The organism is Nostoc sp. (genome assembly GCF_036917455.1).
Lineage (GTDB): Bacteria > Cyanobacteriota > Cyanobacteriia > Cyanobacteriales > Nostocaceae > Nostoc.
Map to the genome: position 1 here is coordinate 1 of NZ_JBALDK010000177.1, position 16,190 is coordinate 16,190.

Below are 16,190 nucleotides of genomic sequence, written 5' to 3' on the forward strand. Positions count from 1 at the left end.
TAGAAAAACTAAGTTATGTTCTATCTATATTTCTTCTAGTACAATAAAATTTATACTGTATAAAAAATACAATCAACTGTAATTATACTTAAATAGATCGGAGTGACCCAATACGATTTATTTTTAGGATTTTGCGATCGCTCTTATTTAGAAAAAGCTAGACTTTTTAACTAAAAAGCCACTGCATTTAAACTCAAGTTAGGTCTAGCTCCTAGCTTGATGTGAATGAATCTAGTTAATCAACAGTTCTGGTGCTACCAATCCTTTTTGGATCGCCAAGACTGCGGCTTGAGTGCGATCGCGTACTTCTAGTTTCTGTAAAATAGCATGGACATGAACCCGCACTGTACCAGGGGCAATGTAGAGAATCTCAGCAATTTCTTGATTGCTTTTACCAGCTGCTACCAGTGCCAAAATTTCTTGCTCTCGCTTCGTTAGGGGATTTTCTAGGGTTCCCTCTGTTTTTGCAGGCAGCACTACAGTAGAATTACCTTCAAAAGCTGCTCTAATCTCTGTTGTTGCCGTTTGATCCCACCAAGAAGCGCCCGCAGCAACCGATCGCACTGCCAATATCAGAGACTCAGCAGGAATCCCTTTCAGACAGTAACCTTGCGCCCCGGCAGCAATTAACCGTGAAATCAGAGGTTTTTCAGAACGAGATGTTAAAACCAGAATTGGTAAATTTGGGTGCTTCTGCTTGATTTGGCGACAAGCTTCAATTCCACCAATACCCGGTAAACCTATATCCATCAAGACCAAATCTAGGGGATAGCGATTTGCTAATTCTACAGCTTGTTCCCCATCTTCTGCCTCTGCAACAATCTCCAAAGTAGTTTCTTGCTGCAACCGCATCCGCAGACCAAGCCTAAACAATTCATCGTCTTCAACAAGTAAGATTTTTGTCATTTGTTATTGGTCATTGGTCATTTGTCATTGGGGACTGGTTATTAATTCTTCTCCCCCTGCTCCCTGCCCCCTGCAGGAGCAATGCTCTAACAGTGAGATGGGTAAGCAGGGGAGGCAGGGGAGGCAGGGGAAGAGAAAGAAATAAGTGTAGAAGCAGTCTGTTTCGGTAGTAAAAAATACTAAAAATGCCTCTTTACTCCCCCTGCTCCCCCTGCTCCCCCTGCCTCAAGAGCCTATTTCACGAGGATCTCACTTTTTCGCGTTGCTCCTGCCCCCTGCTCTCATCTCCCCGGTGGTGGACAAGCTGGGAGTCGAAAACCAAATATTGCTCCCCGTGGTGAGCGATTCTCTGCCCAAATTGTACCCCCATGAGCAGCGATAATTTGCCTTGTTAAATAAAGCCCTAGTCCAGATCCTGAGACGTGGCGATCGCTATGTCCTTGATAAAACCTCTCAAATAAGTGGGGTAACTCTTCTTCGGTAAAGCCGGAACCAGTATCGAGTATTTTTACTACTTGATCGCTAGAATAACTTTCAAGTACTACTTCCACTTTACCGCCACGCGGGGTATGGTTAATGCCATTACTCAGGAGATTAGTGAAGACTCGCCCCAGTTGCAAAGGGTCGCCATCTACCCAGAGAAAGCTCCGAAAATCTGATTCGCCATAGTGCAGAGAAATATAAACCTGACGTGTTCTCGCTAATTCAGTCAGGGTAGCTATTACCTCCTCTGCCACAGTTGCCAAATTAACGGGTGATATCTGTAATTTCAACCCTTCGGCATCGTTGCGGTATACATCTAAAAGAGTTTGGACTAATTGCAGTGTACTCCGATGACTACGAGCCATTGTTTGGAGGACTTTTGCTTGCATGGGCGTGATTTCACCAAATTGCTCGTTTTGAAAATATTTCAGTGTTTCAATTGCTCCTAATAGGGGTGTTTTCAAATCATGCGTTAGGGTAGAAACAAAATCTTCACGCATGATAGCTAGTTGTTCTTGGGAGCGTAATTGTGCTTGGGTATAAGCGATCGCTTCTTCATTGCGGTGGTTGCGATCGCTTAACCAACCCGTTACCAACAAAGCCAATACTGCAATCAACCTATTTGCCAATGTTGCAGCATTAATTATTTCTCCCCCTGGGATAAACAAATTTAACAATGTTAATCCTGTGGCTGCCAGAGTGATCCCCAATACTGCTTTCCGATTCAATCGAGAATCTGCTACTAAAATCGTCCCTGTGTAGAGGTAGCCAAATACGTACTCAGGTGGTGTCAAATATTCTAAGCCGATTACGATCGCAAAGGCGATCGCTATTAGCCCATAAGTCTTCCGCCGCTCATTTATAGCTTCTTTTATAGCCACTAATCAACTTAATATTATTATTTCTAATTTACTAAAAATTTTTACCCTACAATCTTTATAACTATTTAATTCAACGATTATGATTTATCTGCAATCTATATCTGCAAATACTTACTTGAGCATTAACTCGGAAATTCTGATTGTCCAGATATAAAAATTGGTGCTGGGGACGGGAGCAATGCTCTAACAGTGAGCAGGGGGAGCAGGGGAGGCAGGGGAAGAGAAAGAAACAAGTGTATTTATAGCTATAAAGGTCGTAAAAAATACTAAAGTTTTCTCTTCACTCCCTCTGCTCCCCCTGCTCCTCCTGCCTCAAGAGCTCTTTTCACGAGGATCTCACTTTTTCGCGTTGCTCCCCTGGGGACTGAGGATTAGGGACTGAGTAGTTGCCTACAAGGGACAGAGTATCTAACACAACCTTCTCAAACCGTAATCCCTTTCAGAAAATCCTCTAAGATATTTATATTCTTTGAAACTAGCAAACTTCGAGAATGTATTGTATAGAACCCATTTGGGATCTTGGGAGAGAGGGTAAAATAAGAAATAAATGCCGTACTCCAGCAGTGTAAGCGATTCTGAGGGATTGCCGCAAAAGCGATTAATTAAGTCTGTGACTGCAAACGAGACACAGCGGTTGTCCGCGCTGCATCGCTACAGGGTTCTTGATACCCCTCCTGAAGTAGCATTTGATCGCATTACTCGGTTGGCAGCACGGCTATTTAATATGCCGACCGTACTAATTTCTCTGGTTGATGAGTCAAGAGCCTGGTTTAAGTCCTGCGTTGGTTTTGATGCCCGCGAAGTGCCGCGTGATGCTACGCTTTGCAGCTTTGCGGTGTTAGCAGACGAGCCACTGATTATTCCTGATGCTCGACTCGACGATCGTTTTGCCTGCAATCCGTTTGTGCAGAGTGAACCGGGAGTACGGTTTTATGCGGGTGCGCCCCTGCTCAGTCAGGATGGCTTCAATCTAGGAACGCTGTGTCTGCTCGACAGTCAGCCCCACGACCCTTTGAGCCAAGAGCAGCAAGCCACTCTGGTGGATCTGGCAGCAATGGTGGTCGATGAACTGGAACTGAGATTGGCATCTCACAAAATTGCTCAAGTCGATGCGGCGCTGTTGGAAATCACGCAAGGCGTAGTGACAGTAACGGGTGGCGCTTTTTTTGATGCATTGGTACAGCACTTTGCCAATGTTTTAGACAGCGATTATGTCTACATTGCCTTACTGGAGGGCGATCACCCCAAGCGGATGAGAACGATCGCCACTTGCGCTCACGGTCAAATCGTCGAAAACTTTGAATATCTCTTGCAAGATACGCCATGCTGGGAAGTGCTTGAGCAGCGAAAAGTTTGCTGCTACCCGCGCAATGTGCAGGCGCAATTTCCGAATGCGCCCTTGCTGAAACCGCTTGCGATCGAAAGTTATGTAGCGACTCCCTTCTTTGACTCGAACGGCACACCGTTAGGGTTGTTAGGGGTGATGGATGGTGAGCCACTAGAGAATGTGCATCTGGCAGAATCGTTGCTAACAGTCTTCGCCGATCGCATTGCGACAGAACTAGAGCGCCAGCAAACAGAAATTGCCCTACGCGAATCTGAGCAGCTAAAGCAACGCATTCTGGACAGCAGTAATGACTGCATCAAAGTTTTAACGTTAAACAGCGAAATCGTCTACATCAGTCCCGGTGGGTTGTGTCTGTTAGAAATCGATGATCCGACTTCTATCTTGAATACAATTTGGGTTGATCGCTGGCAGGGCGAAGATTACGAGAATGCCCAAGCTGCGATCGCCTCTGCCACTTTGGGCAACATCGGACAATTCCAAGGTTATCTCGCAACTGCCAAGGGCACACCGAAGTGGTGGGATAGCCGGATCACGCCTGTGCGAGATGCGTCTGGACAGGTTGTGCAACTGGTGGCAATTTCACGAGATATTACTGCTCGCAAACAAGCAGAAGCCGAACGCCTACAAACAGAAATGGCGCTGCGAGAAGCGCATGTGCAGTTGGAGTCTGCTTTAGCGGCAGGATCGGTCTACACCTGGCGCTGGAACATTGCAGGCAATCGCGTTGTTGTCAATGCTGCCTTCGCTCACCTGTTTGACGTAGACCCAGCAGACGCAACGACGGCAGGGTTGGCAATCGAGTTCTTTATCAACTCGATGCATGAGTCAGACCGTCCTCGCGTTTCAGCCGCCATCCAGCAGGCGATCGAGACGGGAGAGGAGTATACGGCTGAATACCGCGTTCATACTGCCACTGGCGAGGAGCGTTGGCTCACTGCACGCGGGCAGGTTGAATATGATGCCGCAGGCAGACCGATTGCGTTTCCCGGTGCGCTTGCTGATATTACCGAGCGCAAACGGGCACAGGAAGACCGCGATCGCTTCTTCCAGATGTCCCACGATATGCTGGCGACCATTGACAAAAACGGGTACTTCATCCAGCTAAATCCAGCCTGGACAGAAACGCTCGGATACACTCTACAAGAGCTAGGCGCACAGCCTTATATCGAATTTGTGCATCCAGACGATCAAGCAAAGACAATAGCTGAAGCGGAAGTCGTTGCCCAGGGCAAGCCTACGATCGAGTTTGAAAACCGTTACCGCGCTCGTGATGGTTCCTACCTCTGGATTTCGTGGAATGTTGTCCCCTTTATTGAGCAAGGACTCCTCTACTGCGTGGCGCGGGATATCACCGATCGCAAACAGGCAGAAGCAGCCATTGCAGCCGACCTTCGAGATACACAACTGTTGCATGACCTAAGCGTACAACTCACTAACGAAACCGATATTCAGGTACTTTATGACGAGATTATGGCAACCGCTATCGTGCTTACAGGAGCAGATGCCGGAACGGTGCAAATTCTCGATACCGTGACACAAGACTTGGTGCTGCTTGCCACGCAGGGATTTGAGCAAAATATGACTGAGCATTTTCACCGCGTGAATGCCAGTTCTAACACGTCTTGCGGCATCGGCCTTAAGAATGGCAATCGCACCTTCATTGACTTCGATGTGCCGGAGAGCGAAGACCCTGATGGTTCATTGCAAATACATCTGGAGGCTGGATACCTCTTTGGGCAGTCCACCCTGCTGATCACCCGTTCTAGTAAACTGATCGGCATGGTTTCCACGCATTGGCGAGAGTACCGCCGACCCAGCGATCGCGAGTTGCGGTTTCTCGATTTACTTGCTCGCCAAGCTGCTGACCTGATTGAGCAACGGCAGACCCAAGCAGCCCTGCGCGACAGTGAAAACCGCTTCCGCATGGCAATCGAGTCTGCCCAATTAGGCACCTGGGACTGGAATCTGATCACCAATCAATTGATTTGGGATGAGGGTTGTAAAGCCATGTTTGGGTTACTACCAGAAGCCGAAAGCAGCATTGAGGTCTTTTTTGCAGGGCTGCACCCTAACGATCGCCAACGACTAGAACAGGTAGTGCAATGGACTTTGAACCCAGCAAGCAGCGGCAAGTATGACGTAGAATATCGCACGATTGGAATTGAGGATGGGGTGGAACGGTGGATTGCAGCAAGAGGACAGGCTTACTTTGATGTAGATGGAAACCCGCAACGTTTTGTTGGTACTGTACTCAATATCACTGAGCAAAAACGCATTGAGGCGGAACGGGAACAACTCCTTGTCCGCGAACAAGCCGCCCGAGCGGAAGCCGACCGCGCCAACCGGATCAAGGATGAGTTTTTGGCAGTACTCTCGCACGAGTTGCGATCGCCCCTGAACCCGATTTTAGGTTGGATACGGTTGCTACAAAACGGCAAACTCGATCTAGCTCGGCAAACTGAAGCTTTGAAAACGATCGAGCGCAACGCCAAACTACAATCGCAACTGATCGAAGACCTGCTCGATATCTCCCGCATAATGCAGGGTAAGCTGACTTTAACAGCGGCTCCCGTGAGTTTAACCTTTGTGATTTCTGCGGCAATCGAAACGGTGCGTTTGGCAGCAGAAGCCAAAAATATTCAGATATTGCTTGACCTTAGCACGACAGTATCCCAGGTCTTTGGCGATGCGACCCGCTTACAGCAGGTCGTGTGGAACTTACTAATCAATGCTGTTAAATTTACCCCTCAAGGTGGACAAGTCACCGTCGAACTGCGGCAACTCGACGGGTTGGCTCAGATTCGGGTGAGTGACACCGGAAAAGGAATCAATCCGCAGTTCTTACCACATGTGTTTGAGTATTTCCGTCAAGCAGATTCCACTACAACCCGGAAATTCGGGGGATTAGGGTTAGGGCTAGCGATCGTGCGACAAATTGTGGAAATGCATGGGGGAACCGTCAAGGTAGAGAGCTTAGGTGAAGATCAAGGTGCGATCTTTACGGTACAACTGCCCATCATTCAGCAGACAGTCCCGACTATAGCTGAACTTGTTCAGACTAAAGCAGAAAAGACGGAAAATCCTTTAAGTAATCTGCAAATTCTAGTTGTGGATGATGATGTGGACACCCGCGAGTTTCAAGCATTTGTGCTGGAACAAAGTGGAGCGAGGGTAATCGCTGTTGCTTCTGGCTTGGAGGTATTGCAAGTGCTAGATCGATCCATTCCTGACGTACTGGTAAGTGATGTCGGTATGCCTGAGATGGACGGTTATATGCTGATACGGCAAATTCGCTCCCGCCCACCCCATCAAGGAGGAACAATTCGAGCGATCGCCGTGACCGCTTATGCGAGGGACTTTGAGCGGCAAAAAGCACTTCAGTCAGGGTTTCAAGGTCACATCACAAAACCTGTGGAACCAGAGATATTGGTCAAGACAATTGTGGATTTGCTAGACCGTTAATGGTATTGAGCCGAGATCCAGATAGGGGTTCAGCCAGGGTACCCGCAAAACAGGACACGTTGTAAATTTTTGTTGCAGAGCGTGTTTTATTGATTTACCAACTTGCCCATAAATGATATCCGGGCAATCAAAATTTTGCACGATAAAATCAACTATTCACCCCAATAGTCCCTCAAGCTTGCCCATAAACAATCATTTTTGGTGATGTTTTCATCTTCAGTTGACATCACAACCACGGGGTGAAACAACGCTAAATCAATAGTTTCGGCTACTTATTGTTACAAAACTTTACAAGGTGTCTCAATCTACACGTATCCCGCCTGTACCCCAACCAAAGCAGAAATTGCAGCCCTTGGGAAAACTGGATTTGTACCTGTAGCTAGGGAGCAATGCGATTTTGTGAGCAGGGGATGCAGGGGATGCAGGGGAGGCAGGGGAAGAGAAAGAAATAAGTGTATTTATAGCTATAAAGGTCGTAAAAAATACTAAAGTTTTCTCTTCACTCCCCCTGCTCCCCCTGCTCCCCCTGCTCCCCCTGCTCCCCCTGCCTAAGAAAGCTCTTTTCACGAGGATCTCACTTTTTCGCGTTGCTCCCTGTAGCTACCCGGTAGGTAATTGAGCGGTCAAATGCTTGGATGGAACGCTGTAAAAGTTTGGTCAAAAACTTTGAGAGAACCCTCTCCCATGCCACCGCGAAGCTCAATCTTTGCTTCATCAGACTCATGCTCAAGCGATTGGCAAATGGATAGACCCCAAATGGGTTCTATAAACAAATAATCCTAAATAACAACATAGATGAATTTAAGAATAAAAATTAAATATTCTTAACAATAACTTTAACAAAAATCTGGAAAATAGTAATAACTGAAAATACTAAACCAGATTAAAAAATGGCGGTGAGATTTTATATTACCAAATCCATCAAAATCAAATACTTAAACAGTTAATCTGTTATTTCTAAGAATTAGCTTGCTAGCACTTAAATTTAATTGATCTGGAAATATATGGGACAAGGTTTTTTGCAAATTGGCTTAACGCTGTGTATTGTCATAGCAATCACTCCGCTACTGGGTAGATACATAGCCCGTGTCTTCTTGGGAGAAAGAACACTGCTTGATTTTTTAATGAACCCCATAGAGCGAAGTATGTTCGTACTGGCAGGTGTCCGCAGAAAAGATGATATGACGGGTTTGCAGTATATCCGGGCTGTATTGTACAGCAATCTGATTATGGGTATTTCAGTGTATTTGCTGATATATTTCCAGAGACATCTGCCCTGGAACCCTAACGGCTTTGGTGCGCCCAGTTGGGATGTATTACTGCACACAACCATTTCTTTTGTAACCAATACCGACCAGCAACACTATGCTGGCGAGACAACCTTAAGCTATTTTAGCCAGGTAGCAGCTTTAGGCTTTTTGATGTTCACCTCCGCAGCCACCGGTTTAGCTGTGGGAATTGCCTTTATTCGTGGGTTGACGGGGAGAAAGCTGGGAAACTTTTATGTCGATCTCGTCCGTGGAATTACGCGAATATTGCTGCCGATTTCGATTATTGGAGCGATCGCTTTACTTGTCGCAGGTGTACCACAAACATTAGCTAAGACTCTGGATTTGAGAACCTTAGAAGGTGGGACGCAATATCTTGCCAGAGGCCCAGTGGCATCCTTTGAAACGATCAAACTTTTGGGCGAAAACGGCGGTGGCTTTTTTGGCGTAAACTCAGCCCATCCTTTTGAAAATCCCAATGGCGCTTCTAACTTGATAGAAATGATTGCCATGATTTCTATCCCAGCTGCCTTGATTTACACCTACGGTATCTTTGCCAACAACATCAAACAAGCTTGGCTACTTTTTTGGATGGTGTTTGTGATTTTTGTCGTTCTGGTGGGAGTGACAGCCGTGGGAGAATTGCAAGGCAATCCCCTGGTTAATAACGCCTTTGGATTAGAACAGCCCAATTTAGAGGGTAAAGAAGTTCGATTTGGCTGGTTACAAACGGCATTTTGGGCAGTTATGACTACTGCTACTATGTCTGGCGCTGTGAATGGGATGCACGATTCTTTGATGCCGCAAGGAATATTCTCGACCCTCTTCAACTTGTTTATCCAGATTATCTGGGGTGGGCAGGGAACTGGAACAGCTTACTTATTTATTTACTTAATTCTCACAGTGTTCCTCACTGGACTAATGGCGGGACGCACCCCAGAGTTTTTAGGACGCAAAATTGAAAAGCGGGAAATCGTCCTCGCCAGCGTAGTGTTGTTGATTCACCCAATTCTAGTTTTGATTCCCAGTGCGATCGCCCTAGCTTATCCCATCTCCCTCTCTGGAATTAGCAACCCTGGCTATCACGGGATTTCTCAAGTAGTTTATGAATATGCCTCAGCCGCAGCAAATAATGGCTCCGGCTTAGAAGGGTTGAAGGATAACACCCTGTGGTGGAATTTGAGTACTTTAGTTAGCTTAATAGGAGGACGCTACATTCCGATAATTGCCATCCTGCTGTTAGCCGAGGGGATGTCTCGCAAACAACCAGTGCCTGAAACCCCTGGTACTCTAAGAACCGATTCTCTAGTATTTACTAGTATTACAGCTGGAGTAACACTGGTTTTGGGAGTGTTGACTTTCTTTCCCGTTTTAGCTTTAGGCCCCATAGCTGAGGGTTTGAAACTAGCATCTGGCAATTAGAAAATTTATGAGTTATAAGTCTGGAATTAAGAGAATACCAAAAAATAAATAAATTATCCGGTTTCGGAGGAGAGCCATTGCGTTGCGGTGAATCCAGCGCTGTCGGCGACTGGTGTTAGCGTTTGACTCGCTAACACTGCGCTATCCGTTGTCACAACTGGCGTTGCGTTAGCGATCGCGTAACGCACCCTACAGATTGGATCTGTTTTTTATTGGAAACTCCTAACTCCTAACTTCTAACTTCTTACTTTTAACTCCTAACTTTATTCATGAATCAAGTGGCAACTAACTTCAAAGCTAGACGGCCAAATCCTCGTTCTGGCGATCGCCGCCAAGGACGTAAGAAGGCGAAAAAAATTACTAAGTGGCTGTACTTAAGAGCAATTAGAGATGCTTTTGTCAAGCTCAATCCTAAGTATGCAATCAAAAATCCCGTGATCTTTGTGGTTTGGGTGGGGACAATCATCATCTTATTGCTAACGATTGATCCCAACCTATTTGGCCCGTCCCGACAAAAGAACCCGCAAATTTTCAACGCCTTGCTGTCGGGAATTTTATTCTTTACAGTTTGGTTTGCTAATTTTGCCGAAGCAGTAGCAGAAGGGCGGGGTAAAGCTCAAGCTGATGCTTTGCGATTAACGAAATCAGAAGCGATCGCTAAAAGACTCGCTCCCGACGGCATAATTAGTGAAGTTTCATCCACCAGCCTGAAACAGGGCGATAACATCTATGTTGTTGCTGGCGATATCATCCCCGCCGATGGCGAGGTAATTATGGGTGTCGCCTCAGTAGATGAATCGGCAATCACAGGGGAATCCGCACCAGTATTAAAAGAATCAGGCTCCGATGTTTCTAGTTCTGTCACTGGTGGGACAAGGATTATCTCAGATGAACTAATTATCCGTATTACTGCTGACCCAGGCAAAGGCTTTATTGACCGGATGATTGCTTTGGTGGAGGGGGCAGAACGCAGCAAAACACCCAATGAAATTGCCCTGACAGTATTGCTGGCAGTTCTCAGCTTAGTGTTTTTGTTAGTTGTAGTAACTTTGCCCGCGCTTGCTTACTATGTCAACAGTCCAGTCAGCGTGCCAATTTTAATTGCTCTATTAGTGGCATTAATTCCTACAACCATTGGTGGCTTACTCAGTACAATCGGCATTGCTGGTATGGATCGAGTTGCCCAATTTAACGTTATTGCCACTTCCGGACGAGCAGTCGAAGCTTGTGGTGATGTCAACACTTTAGTTCTCGATAAGACAGGTACAATTACCCTCGGCAACCGTTTGGCGGAAGAGTTTATCCCTATTGACGGTCATTCAATGTCAGAAATTGCTAACGTTGCCTGGGCGGCTAGTGTCTTTGACAATACACCAGAAGGTAAATCGATTGTCCGACTGGCAGAGAAATTAGGCGCACGGTTTGATTTCGACTCTAACCAAGCAGAAGGAGTTGATTTTTCCGCCAAAACCCGGATGAGTGGGACTAACTTACCTGGTGGATATGAGGCCAGGAAGGGAGCAGTCGAAGCCATTAAAGGATTTGTCCGTTCTCGCCACGGACGCGATACACCAGAATTGGATGCTGCCTACGAACGAGTTTCTCGCCTGGGAGGTACACCCCTTGCAGTTAGCCTAGATAACGAAATCTATGGGATTGTTTATCTCAAAGATATAGTTAAACCTGGTATCCGCGATCGCTTTCTTGCACTGCGACGCATGGGAGTACGTACCATCATGCTAACTGGAGACAACCATATTACAGCTTCTGTCATTGCTAAAGAAGCAGGCGTTGATGACTTCATCGCCGAAGCCACACCAGAAGACAAAATCAACGTCATTAAAAAGGAACAAGCAGCAGGTAAACTAGTTGCCATGACGGGAGACGGAACTAACGATGCTCCTGCATTAGCCCAAGCTAACGTCGGCGTTGCCATGAATACAGGGACGCAAGCGGCAAAAGAAGCCGCCAATATGGTCGATTTGGACTCCGATCCCACAAAGCTGATCGATATCATTAGCATCGGCAAACAATTGTTGATTACTCGCGGGGCATTAACCACATTTTCTGTCGCTAATGATATTGCCAAATACTTTGCAATTATCCCAGTGATATTTGTCGCTGCTAATCTCCAAAGCCTAAATATTTTGAGTTTGACTAGCCCTAAGTCTGCTGTACTATCAGCGCTGATTTATAATGCTTTGATTATTCCCGCTTTGATTCCCTTGGCATTGAAGGGCGTGCGATTTAGACCACTGACAGCTAATCAGCTAGTCCAACGCAATATCTTAATTTATGGCTTAGGCGGTGTGATTGCGCCGTTTATCGCCATTAAGTTGATAGATATACTGATTACCCTTATAGGCTTGGCTTAAGGATAGCAAAAGTACAGACGCTACCAAACAAGCGCATCTTGACCAAAGTAAAATAATAAACATTTTTACTTTTACCTGTTGAGAGAAGGAAAAAGAAGAATATGAATAAACAGGTCGATGCTTGGGAAAAGTTTCTGCCGATAGATGTGATACAGGCAATGTCCTTTATTTGGTCGCAATGGCGTAAACAACACCCACCACTCGCTATTTTTATCCTGCTGTGCTTGAATGTGGTAATTGCCCCAGCTACTTATGCTGTTAGCGACAGCATTTTTGAATGTCGTTTTGATTGGGTAAAAGAATTAAAATTTAAAATTTAAAATTAAATATTAAATTTTAGTAGTAATTGGAAAAGTTTTTATGGCTATTATTCGAGAAACTATCAGAGCAATTTTTATAACTCTAATGCTTTGGTTGTTAACTGCAATCATCTATCCTCTAATAATCCTTGTAGTGGGTCAAGTTTTTTTCCCCTATCAAGCTAATGGCAGCATTATGCTGAATCTAAATAATGAAGTAATTGGATCGGCTTTGATTGGGCAGGCGTTCACATCTGAGCGATATTTCCATCCTCGTCCCAGTACTGTTAGATATAGCCAAGGGAAAAAAGCTAAGCCAACTGGCATATCTGGAGCTAGCAACCTCGCTGCTAGTAATCCAGAGCTACTAAAGCGGATTCTAGAAGAGGCAAATCAATTGCGAGACGAAAATCTTCAACCGATCGCTGATATGATTTATACCTCTGGATCGGGTTTAGATCCGCATATTTCCTTCAAAGCAGCAAGGCAGCAATTGACGCGGGTTGCTGGTGCGCGGGGTGTCAAAGAAGATGAGATCCTACGTTTAATTAACAAGTATACTGATGACAGATTTTTATGGACTTTTGGCGAACCGGGAGTTAATGTTCTCCGACTGAATTATGCTCTTGACTTGCAGGATATTAATCGTCAGCAAAATTAATAAATGGGAATTGGGAATCGGGCTAAACGCCCCGCTAACAGCACTCATCAGGGGCATGGGAAAAACGCCGTTTTCTAATGTAATAGGAAGGATTGCCATTATAGATACCAAAAATTGAAATGTCAGATAATAGTAATACTGGTTCGACTGGCAATGCACCTCTAAATTCTGCAAGTTACTCGCTTTATCCGGTACGACGACGGGGTAAGCATAAAATATTTATTGGCATGGCTCCTGGAGTAGGCAAAACCTACCGGATGCTAGAAGAGGGACATGCACTTAAACATGAAGGAATTGATGTCATTGTTGGGCTTTTGGAAACCCACGGACGCAAGGACACGACCGAGAAGGCAGAGGGACTGGAGATTTTACCGCGCAAGCAATATCCTCGCGGTGAGTTGATGCTAACCGATATGGATACAGATGCTATTTTACAGCGATCGCCACAACTAGTTTTAATTGATGAACTTGCCCATACCAATGTCCCTGGTTCCCCCCGCGAAAAACGCTACGAAGATGTAGAAGTAGTTTTGGCAGCAGGTATTGATGTCTACTCCACAATGAATGTACAACATTTGGAAAGTCTCAACGACCTTGTAGCCCGAATTACTGGGGTTGTAGTCCGTGAGCGAGTTCCTGACAGGATTCTGGATGAAGCAGATGAAGTAGTGTTAGTAGATGTCACACCAGAAACCCTGCAAGAAAGGTTATTAGAAGGGAAAATTTACGCACCGCAAAAAATCCAACAATCCCTAGAAAATTTTTTCCAACGCCGTAACCTGATTGCTTTGCGGGAGTTGGCTTTGCGGGAAGTCGCAGATAATGTAGAAGAAAATGCAATCGCTACTATCCCCAATGGGCAATTCTGTAATATTCACGAGCGGGTTTTGGTGTGTATATCTACTTATCCCAACTCAGTGCAGCTGTTACGCCGGGGTGCAAGGTTGGCTAACTACATGAATGCCCCACTTTACACTTTATTCGTTGCCAATCCAGAGCGCTTTCTCACCAAAGAGGAAAGCTTACACATTTACACTTGTGAGAAACTCTGTAAAGAATTTGAAGGTAGTTTTCTTCATGTTACCAACAATAACGTTGCCAATGCGATCGCTGAAGTTGCCGAAAAATATCGGATTACCCAAATTGTAATTGGAGAGAGTCAGCGATCGCGCTGGCAAATGCTTCTCAAAGGATCTTTGACGCAAAAATTGGTGCGCTTGCTCAAAAATATCGATTTGCATATCATTGCCAGCGAAAAAATGGTTTCATCCAAATAGGGGATTAAATTTCCCCAAAAACCTCAGAAGTAAAGCTCCCATGCAGACCATAAGGGATATGATGCTTGAGATGTAGTCGTGCTATTGTCCCTTTAGAAAAATCACTAGCATCCAAAATTACCAAATCAGAGCGATGATGGGCAGCATCATAAACCAAAGCTAATACCCAACCATCATCTTCCTTTTCAGAATCTGGACGTGGGACAAAAATCGGTTCACTGATAAAACCACGAGGTGCAGCACTCCAAAATTGTCTTTCTCCAGACTCTAAATCAATTTTCAACAAAGCTTGTAAGGGAGCATTACCACTCTCTGCATGAGCCGCACCTATATATAGATATCGATAGGGATTTCCCACATTTGCTGGATGGATGCTGGGAAATTCACAACAGCGACTATCAATCAATTCTCGCCGGACTGTCCCATTCGTTAGATTCAAATAAAATCGCCAGAGTTGTCCAGGTGAAGATGCCTCAAAATCAACTTGTCGAAAATCGCTTTTAGGTTCCACTTCTGGTAAAGATTGGTAGCAAATGGAGTCAATCAAAACTTCGTCTTCTACCTCAAAAGCATTAACGTGGTGGAAGACAAAACCGGACTGAGTTTTTAGAATTTTTATCTTTTTTTGCCCTTCTTTAGGGAAGCGGGGAATAATTAGAATTTTAGTTGGCTGATTTGGCTGAAATTTGATACATTCTCCCGCCGCACGTATTCCCAAGGCGAAAGGTATGGGATTAAAGGTGACAGGATTTTGAAAGAAGATGCAGTAATTGGGAGTAATGACAAAATCGTGAATGAAGCAGAAACTAGGAACTTGATGAGCGTGCTGTCTGACAATTTCACCTGCTGGGTTTAACTCAAAAATAGTAATTGTGGTAGATAATCCCGGTTTAATCGAGAAATTTACCAGGCAAGGTTTACCTCCATCTTGCTCACAATTATTTTCCAAGCGGGGATGAGCAGCCAAAGCTTCACCTGCTGACAAAGCACCATTAAAATATTCATTGCCCAAGGTTTCAAGAGTGTAGGGATCGAGGCGATATGCTTCAGAAGCTTCCCATAGTGCTAGCAGTTTACCACCCCAATAGATAACATTTGTATTAGCGATATGTTTGAGTTTGAAGTCAAAGATATTAGCTAGCCAACCGCCAGGTTTTTGAGTACCAAAAATACCGCGATAGAGAATTTTTCCCGCCTTTTGTTCTGCCAAATACCCAGTTGTACGGACAAAGCGGTTGCGAAAATGGGCCCGACCGTTGGTAAAGGTAATTTTACTAATCATCCCATCGCCATCAAATGGGTGATGAAGATATTGACCATTCACATCCAGCAAACCGGGGCCATTTCTAAACAGCGTACCTTGTAATCCTGTGGGGATTTGTCCTTCTATATCATCAATCCAATAATCAAATTCTTGGGTGAGAGATTGATATCCTCCTTGCCAATCTGCACGAGTGTAGGATTTTTCTGCAACTAGGCTTTCTTGATTTTTCAAATGCATATAGTTTGTTTTTTATTGTTACCTTGTACAAAAATATGTAGCCGCTAAAAAGAATTCCGTTGCAGCAAAGTTGCAACGGTGAGGCAGCACCCTAACTTGACTTTGCATAAAATTTATGACATTAAGTTGTCGCGCCTACAAGTTGCCTCATAATCTTTTAGGTAAAACCTGTAAACCCTCTCCTCTGCCCCTCTGCCCCTCTGCCCCTCTGCCCCTCTGCCCCTCTGCCCCTCTGCTCCTCTGCCCCTCTGCCCCTCCGCCCCTCTGCCCCTCTGCCCCTCCGCCCCTCTGCCCCTCTGCTGTCTCA

9 protein-coding genes are annotated in these 16,190 nt (G+C 45.3%); 6 read left to right on the forward strand and 3 right to left on the reverse strand.

Annotation, left to right across the window (positions count from 1 at the left end):
• Positions 1–231 precede the first annotated feature (231 nt).
• Positions 232–906 carry a response regulator transcription factor gene (locus V7K42_RS18685; protein ID WP_334918630.1) on the reverse strand — a complete coding sequence of 225 codons (675 nt, stop codon included), beginning with the start codon at positions 904–906 and terminating at the stop codon, positions 232–234.
• 281 nt (positions 907–1,187) lie between these two features.
• A complete protein-coding gene (locus V7K42_RS18690; protein ID WP_442938593.1) occupies positions 1,188–2,270 on the reverse strand; it encodes a sensor histidine kinase in 1,083 nt (360 codons plus the stop codon).
• Between the two features lie 547 nt (positions 2,271–2,817).
• Between V7K42_RS18690 and V7K42_RS18695 the strand changes: the two genes are divergently transcribed.
• The 6 genes from V7K42_RS18695 to V7K42_RS18720 all read left to right on the forward strand — a co-directional run bounded on the left by V7K42_RS18695 (position 2,818) and on the right by V7K42_RS18720 (position 14,382).
• Positions 2,818–7,080 carry a PAS domain-containing protein gene (locus tag V7K42_RS18695; RefSeq protein WP_334918632.1) on the forward strand — a complete coding sequence of 1,421 codons (4,263 nt, stop codon included), beginning with the start codon at positions 2,818–2,820 and terminating at the stop codon, positions 7,078–7,080.
• A 1,004-nt stretch (positions 7,081–8,084) separates the two neighbouring features.
• Positions 8,085–9,770 (forward strand): potassium-transporting ATPase subunit KdpA, encoded by a 1,686-nt coding sequence (gene kdpA, locus V7K42_RS18700; protein ID WP_334918634.1) that lies wholly within the window; start codon positions 8,085–8,087, stop codon positions 9,768–9,770.
• Between the two features lie 269 nt (positions 9,771–10,039).
• Positions 10,040–12,145 carry a potassium-transporting ATPase subunit KdpB gene (kdpB, locus tag V7K42_RS18705; RefSeq protein ID WP_334918636.1) on the forward strand — a complete coding sequence of 702 codons (2,106 nt, stop codon included), beginning with the start codon at positions 10,040–10,042 and terminating at the stop codon, positions 12,143–12,145.
• Positions 12,146–12,246: 101 nt separating this feature from the next.
• Positions 12,247–12,465: a hypothetical protein gene (locus V7K42_RS18710; protein ID WP_334918638.1), complete on the forward strand. Its 219-nt coding sequence runs from the start codon at positions 12,247–12,249 to the stop codon at positions 12,463–12,465.
• 40 nt (positions 12,466–12,505) lie between these two features.
• Positions 12,506–13,105: a K(+)-transporting ATPase subunit C gene (kdpC, locus tag V7K42_RS18715; protein WP_334918640.1), complete on the forward strand. Its 600-nt coding sequence runs from the start codon at positions 12,506–12,508 to the stop codon at positions 13,103–13,105.
• 119 nt (positions 13,106–13,224) lie between these two features.
• Positions 13,225–14,382 carry a universal stress protein gene (locus V7K42_RS18720; protein ID WP_334918642.1) on the forward strand — a complete coding sequence of 386 codons (1,158 nt, stop codon included), beginning with the start codon at positions 13,225–13,227 and terminating at the stop codon, positions 14,380–14,382.
• Positions 14,383–14,386: 4 nt separating this feature from the next.
• Here V7K42_RS18720 and V7K42_RS18725 read toward each other — a convergent pair whose 3' ends face one another.
• Positions 14,387–15,883: a carotenoid oxygenase family protein gene (locus tag V7K42_RS18725; RefSeq protein ID WP_334918644.1), complete on the reverse strand. Its 1,497-nt coding sequence runs from the start codon at positions 15,881–15,883 to the stop codon at positions 14,387–14,389.
• Positions 15,884–16,190: the final 307 nt, after the last annotated feature.

Excerpts from the sequence above, each read along its gene's own strand:
- V7K42_RS18685 (WP_334918630.1), bottom strand. The coding sequence starts at position 906 with ATGACAAAAATCTTACTTGTTGAAGACGATGAATTGTTTAGGCTTGGT.
- V7K42_RS18695 (WP_334918632.1), top strand. The coding sequence starts at position 2,818 with ATGCCGTACTCCAGCAGTGTAAGCGATTCTGAGGGATTGCCGCAAAAG.
- kdpA (WP_334918634.1), top strand. The coding sequence starts at position 8,085 with ATGGGACAAGGTTTTTTGCAAATTGGCTTAACGCTGTGTATTGTCATA.
- kdpB (WP_334918636.1), top strand. The coding sequence starts at position 10,040 with ATGAATCAAGTGGCAACTAACTTCAAAGCTAGACGGCCAAATCCTCGT.
- V7K42_RS18710 (WP_334918638.1), top strand. The coding sequence starts at position 12,247 with ATGAATAAACAGGTCGATGCTTGGGAAAAGTTTCTGCCGATAGATGTG.
- kdpC (WP_334918640.1), top strand. The coding sequence starts at position 12,506 with ATGGCTATTATTCGAGAAACTATCAGAGCAATTTTTATAACTCTAATG.
- V7K42_RS18720 (WP_334918642.1), top strand. The coding sequence starts at position 13,225 with ATGTCAGATAATAGTAATACTGGTTCGACTGGCAATGCACCTCTAAAT.
- V7K42_RS18725 (WP_334918644.1), bottom strand. The coding sequence starts at position 15,883 with ATGCATTTGAAAAATCAAGAAAGCCTAGTTGCAGAAAAATCCTACACT.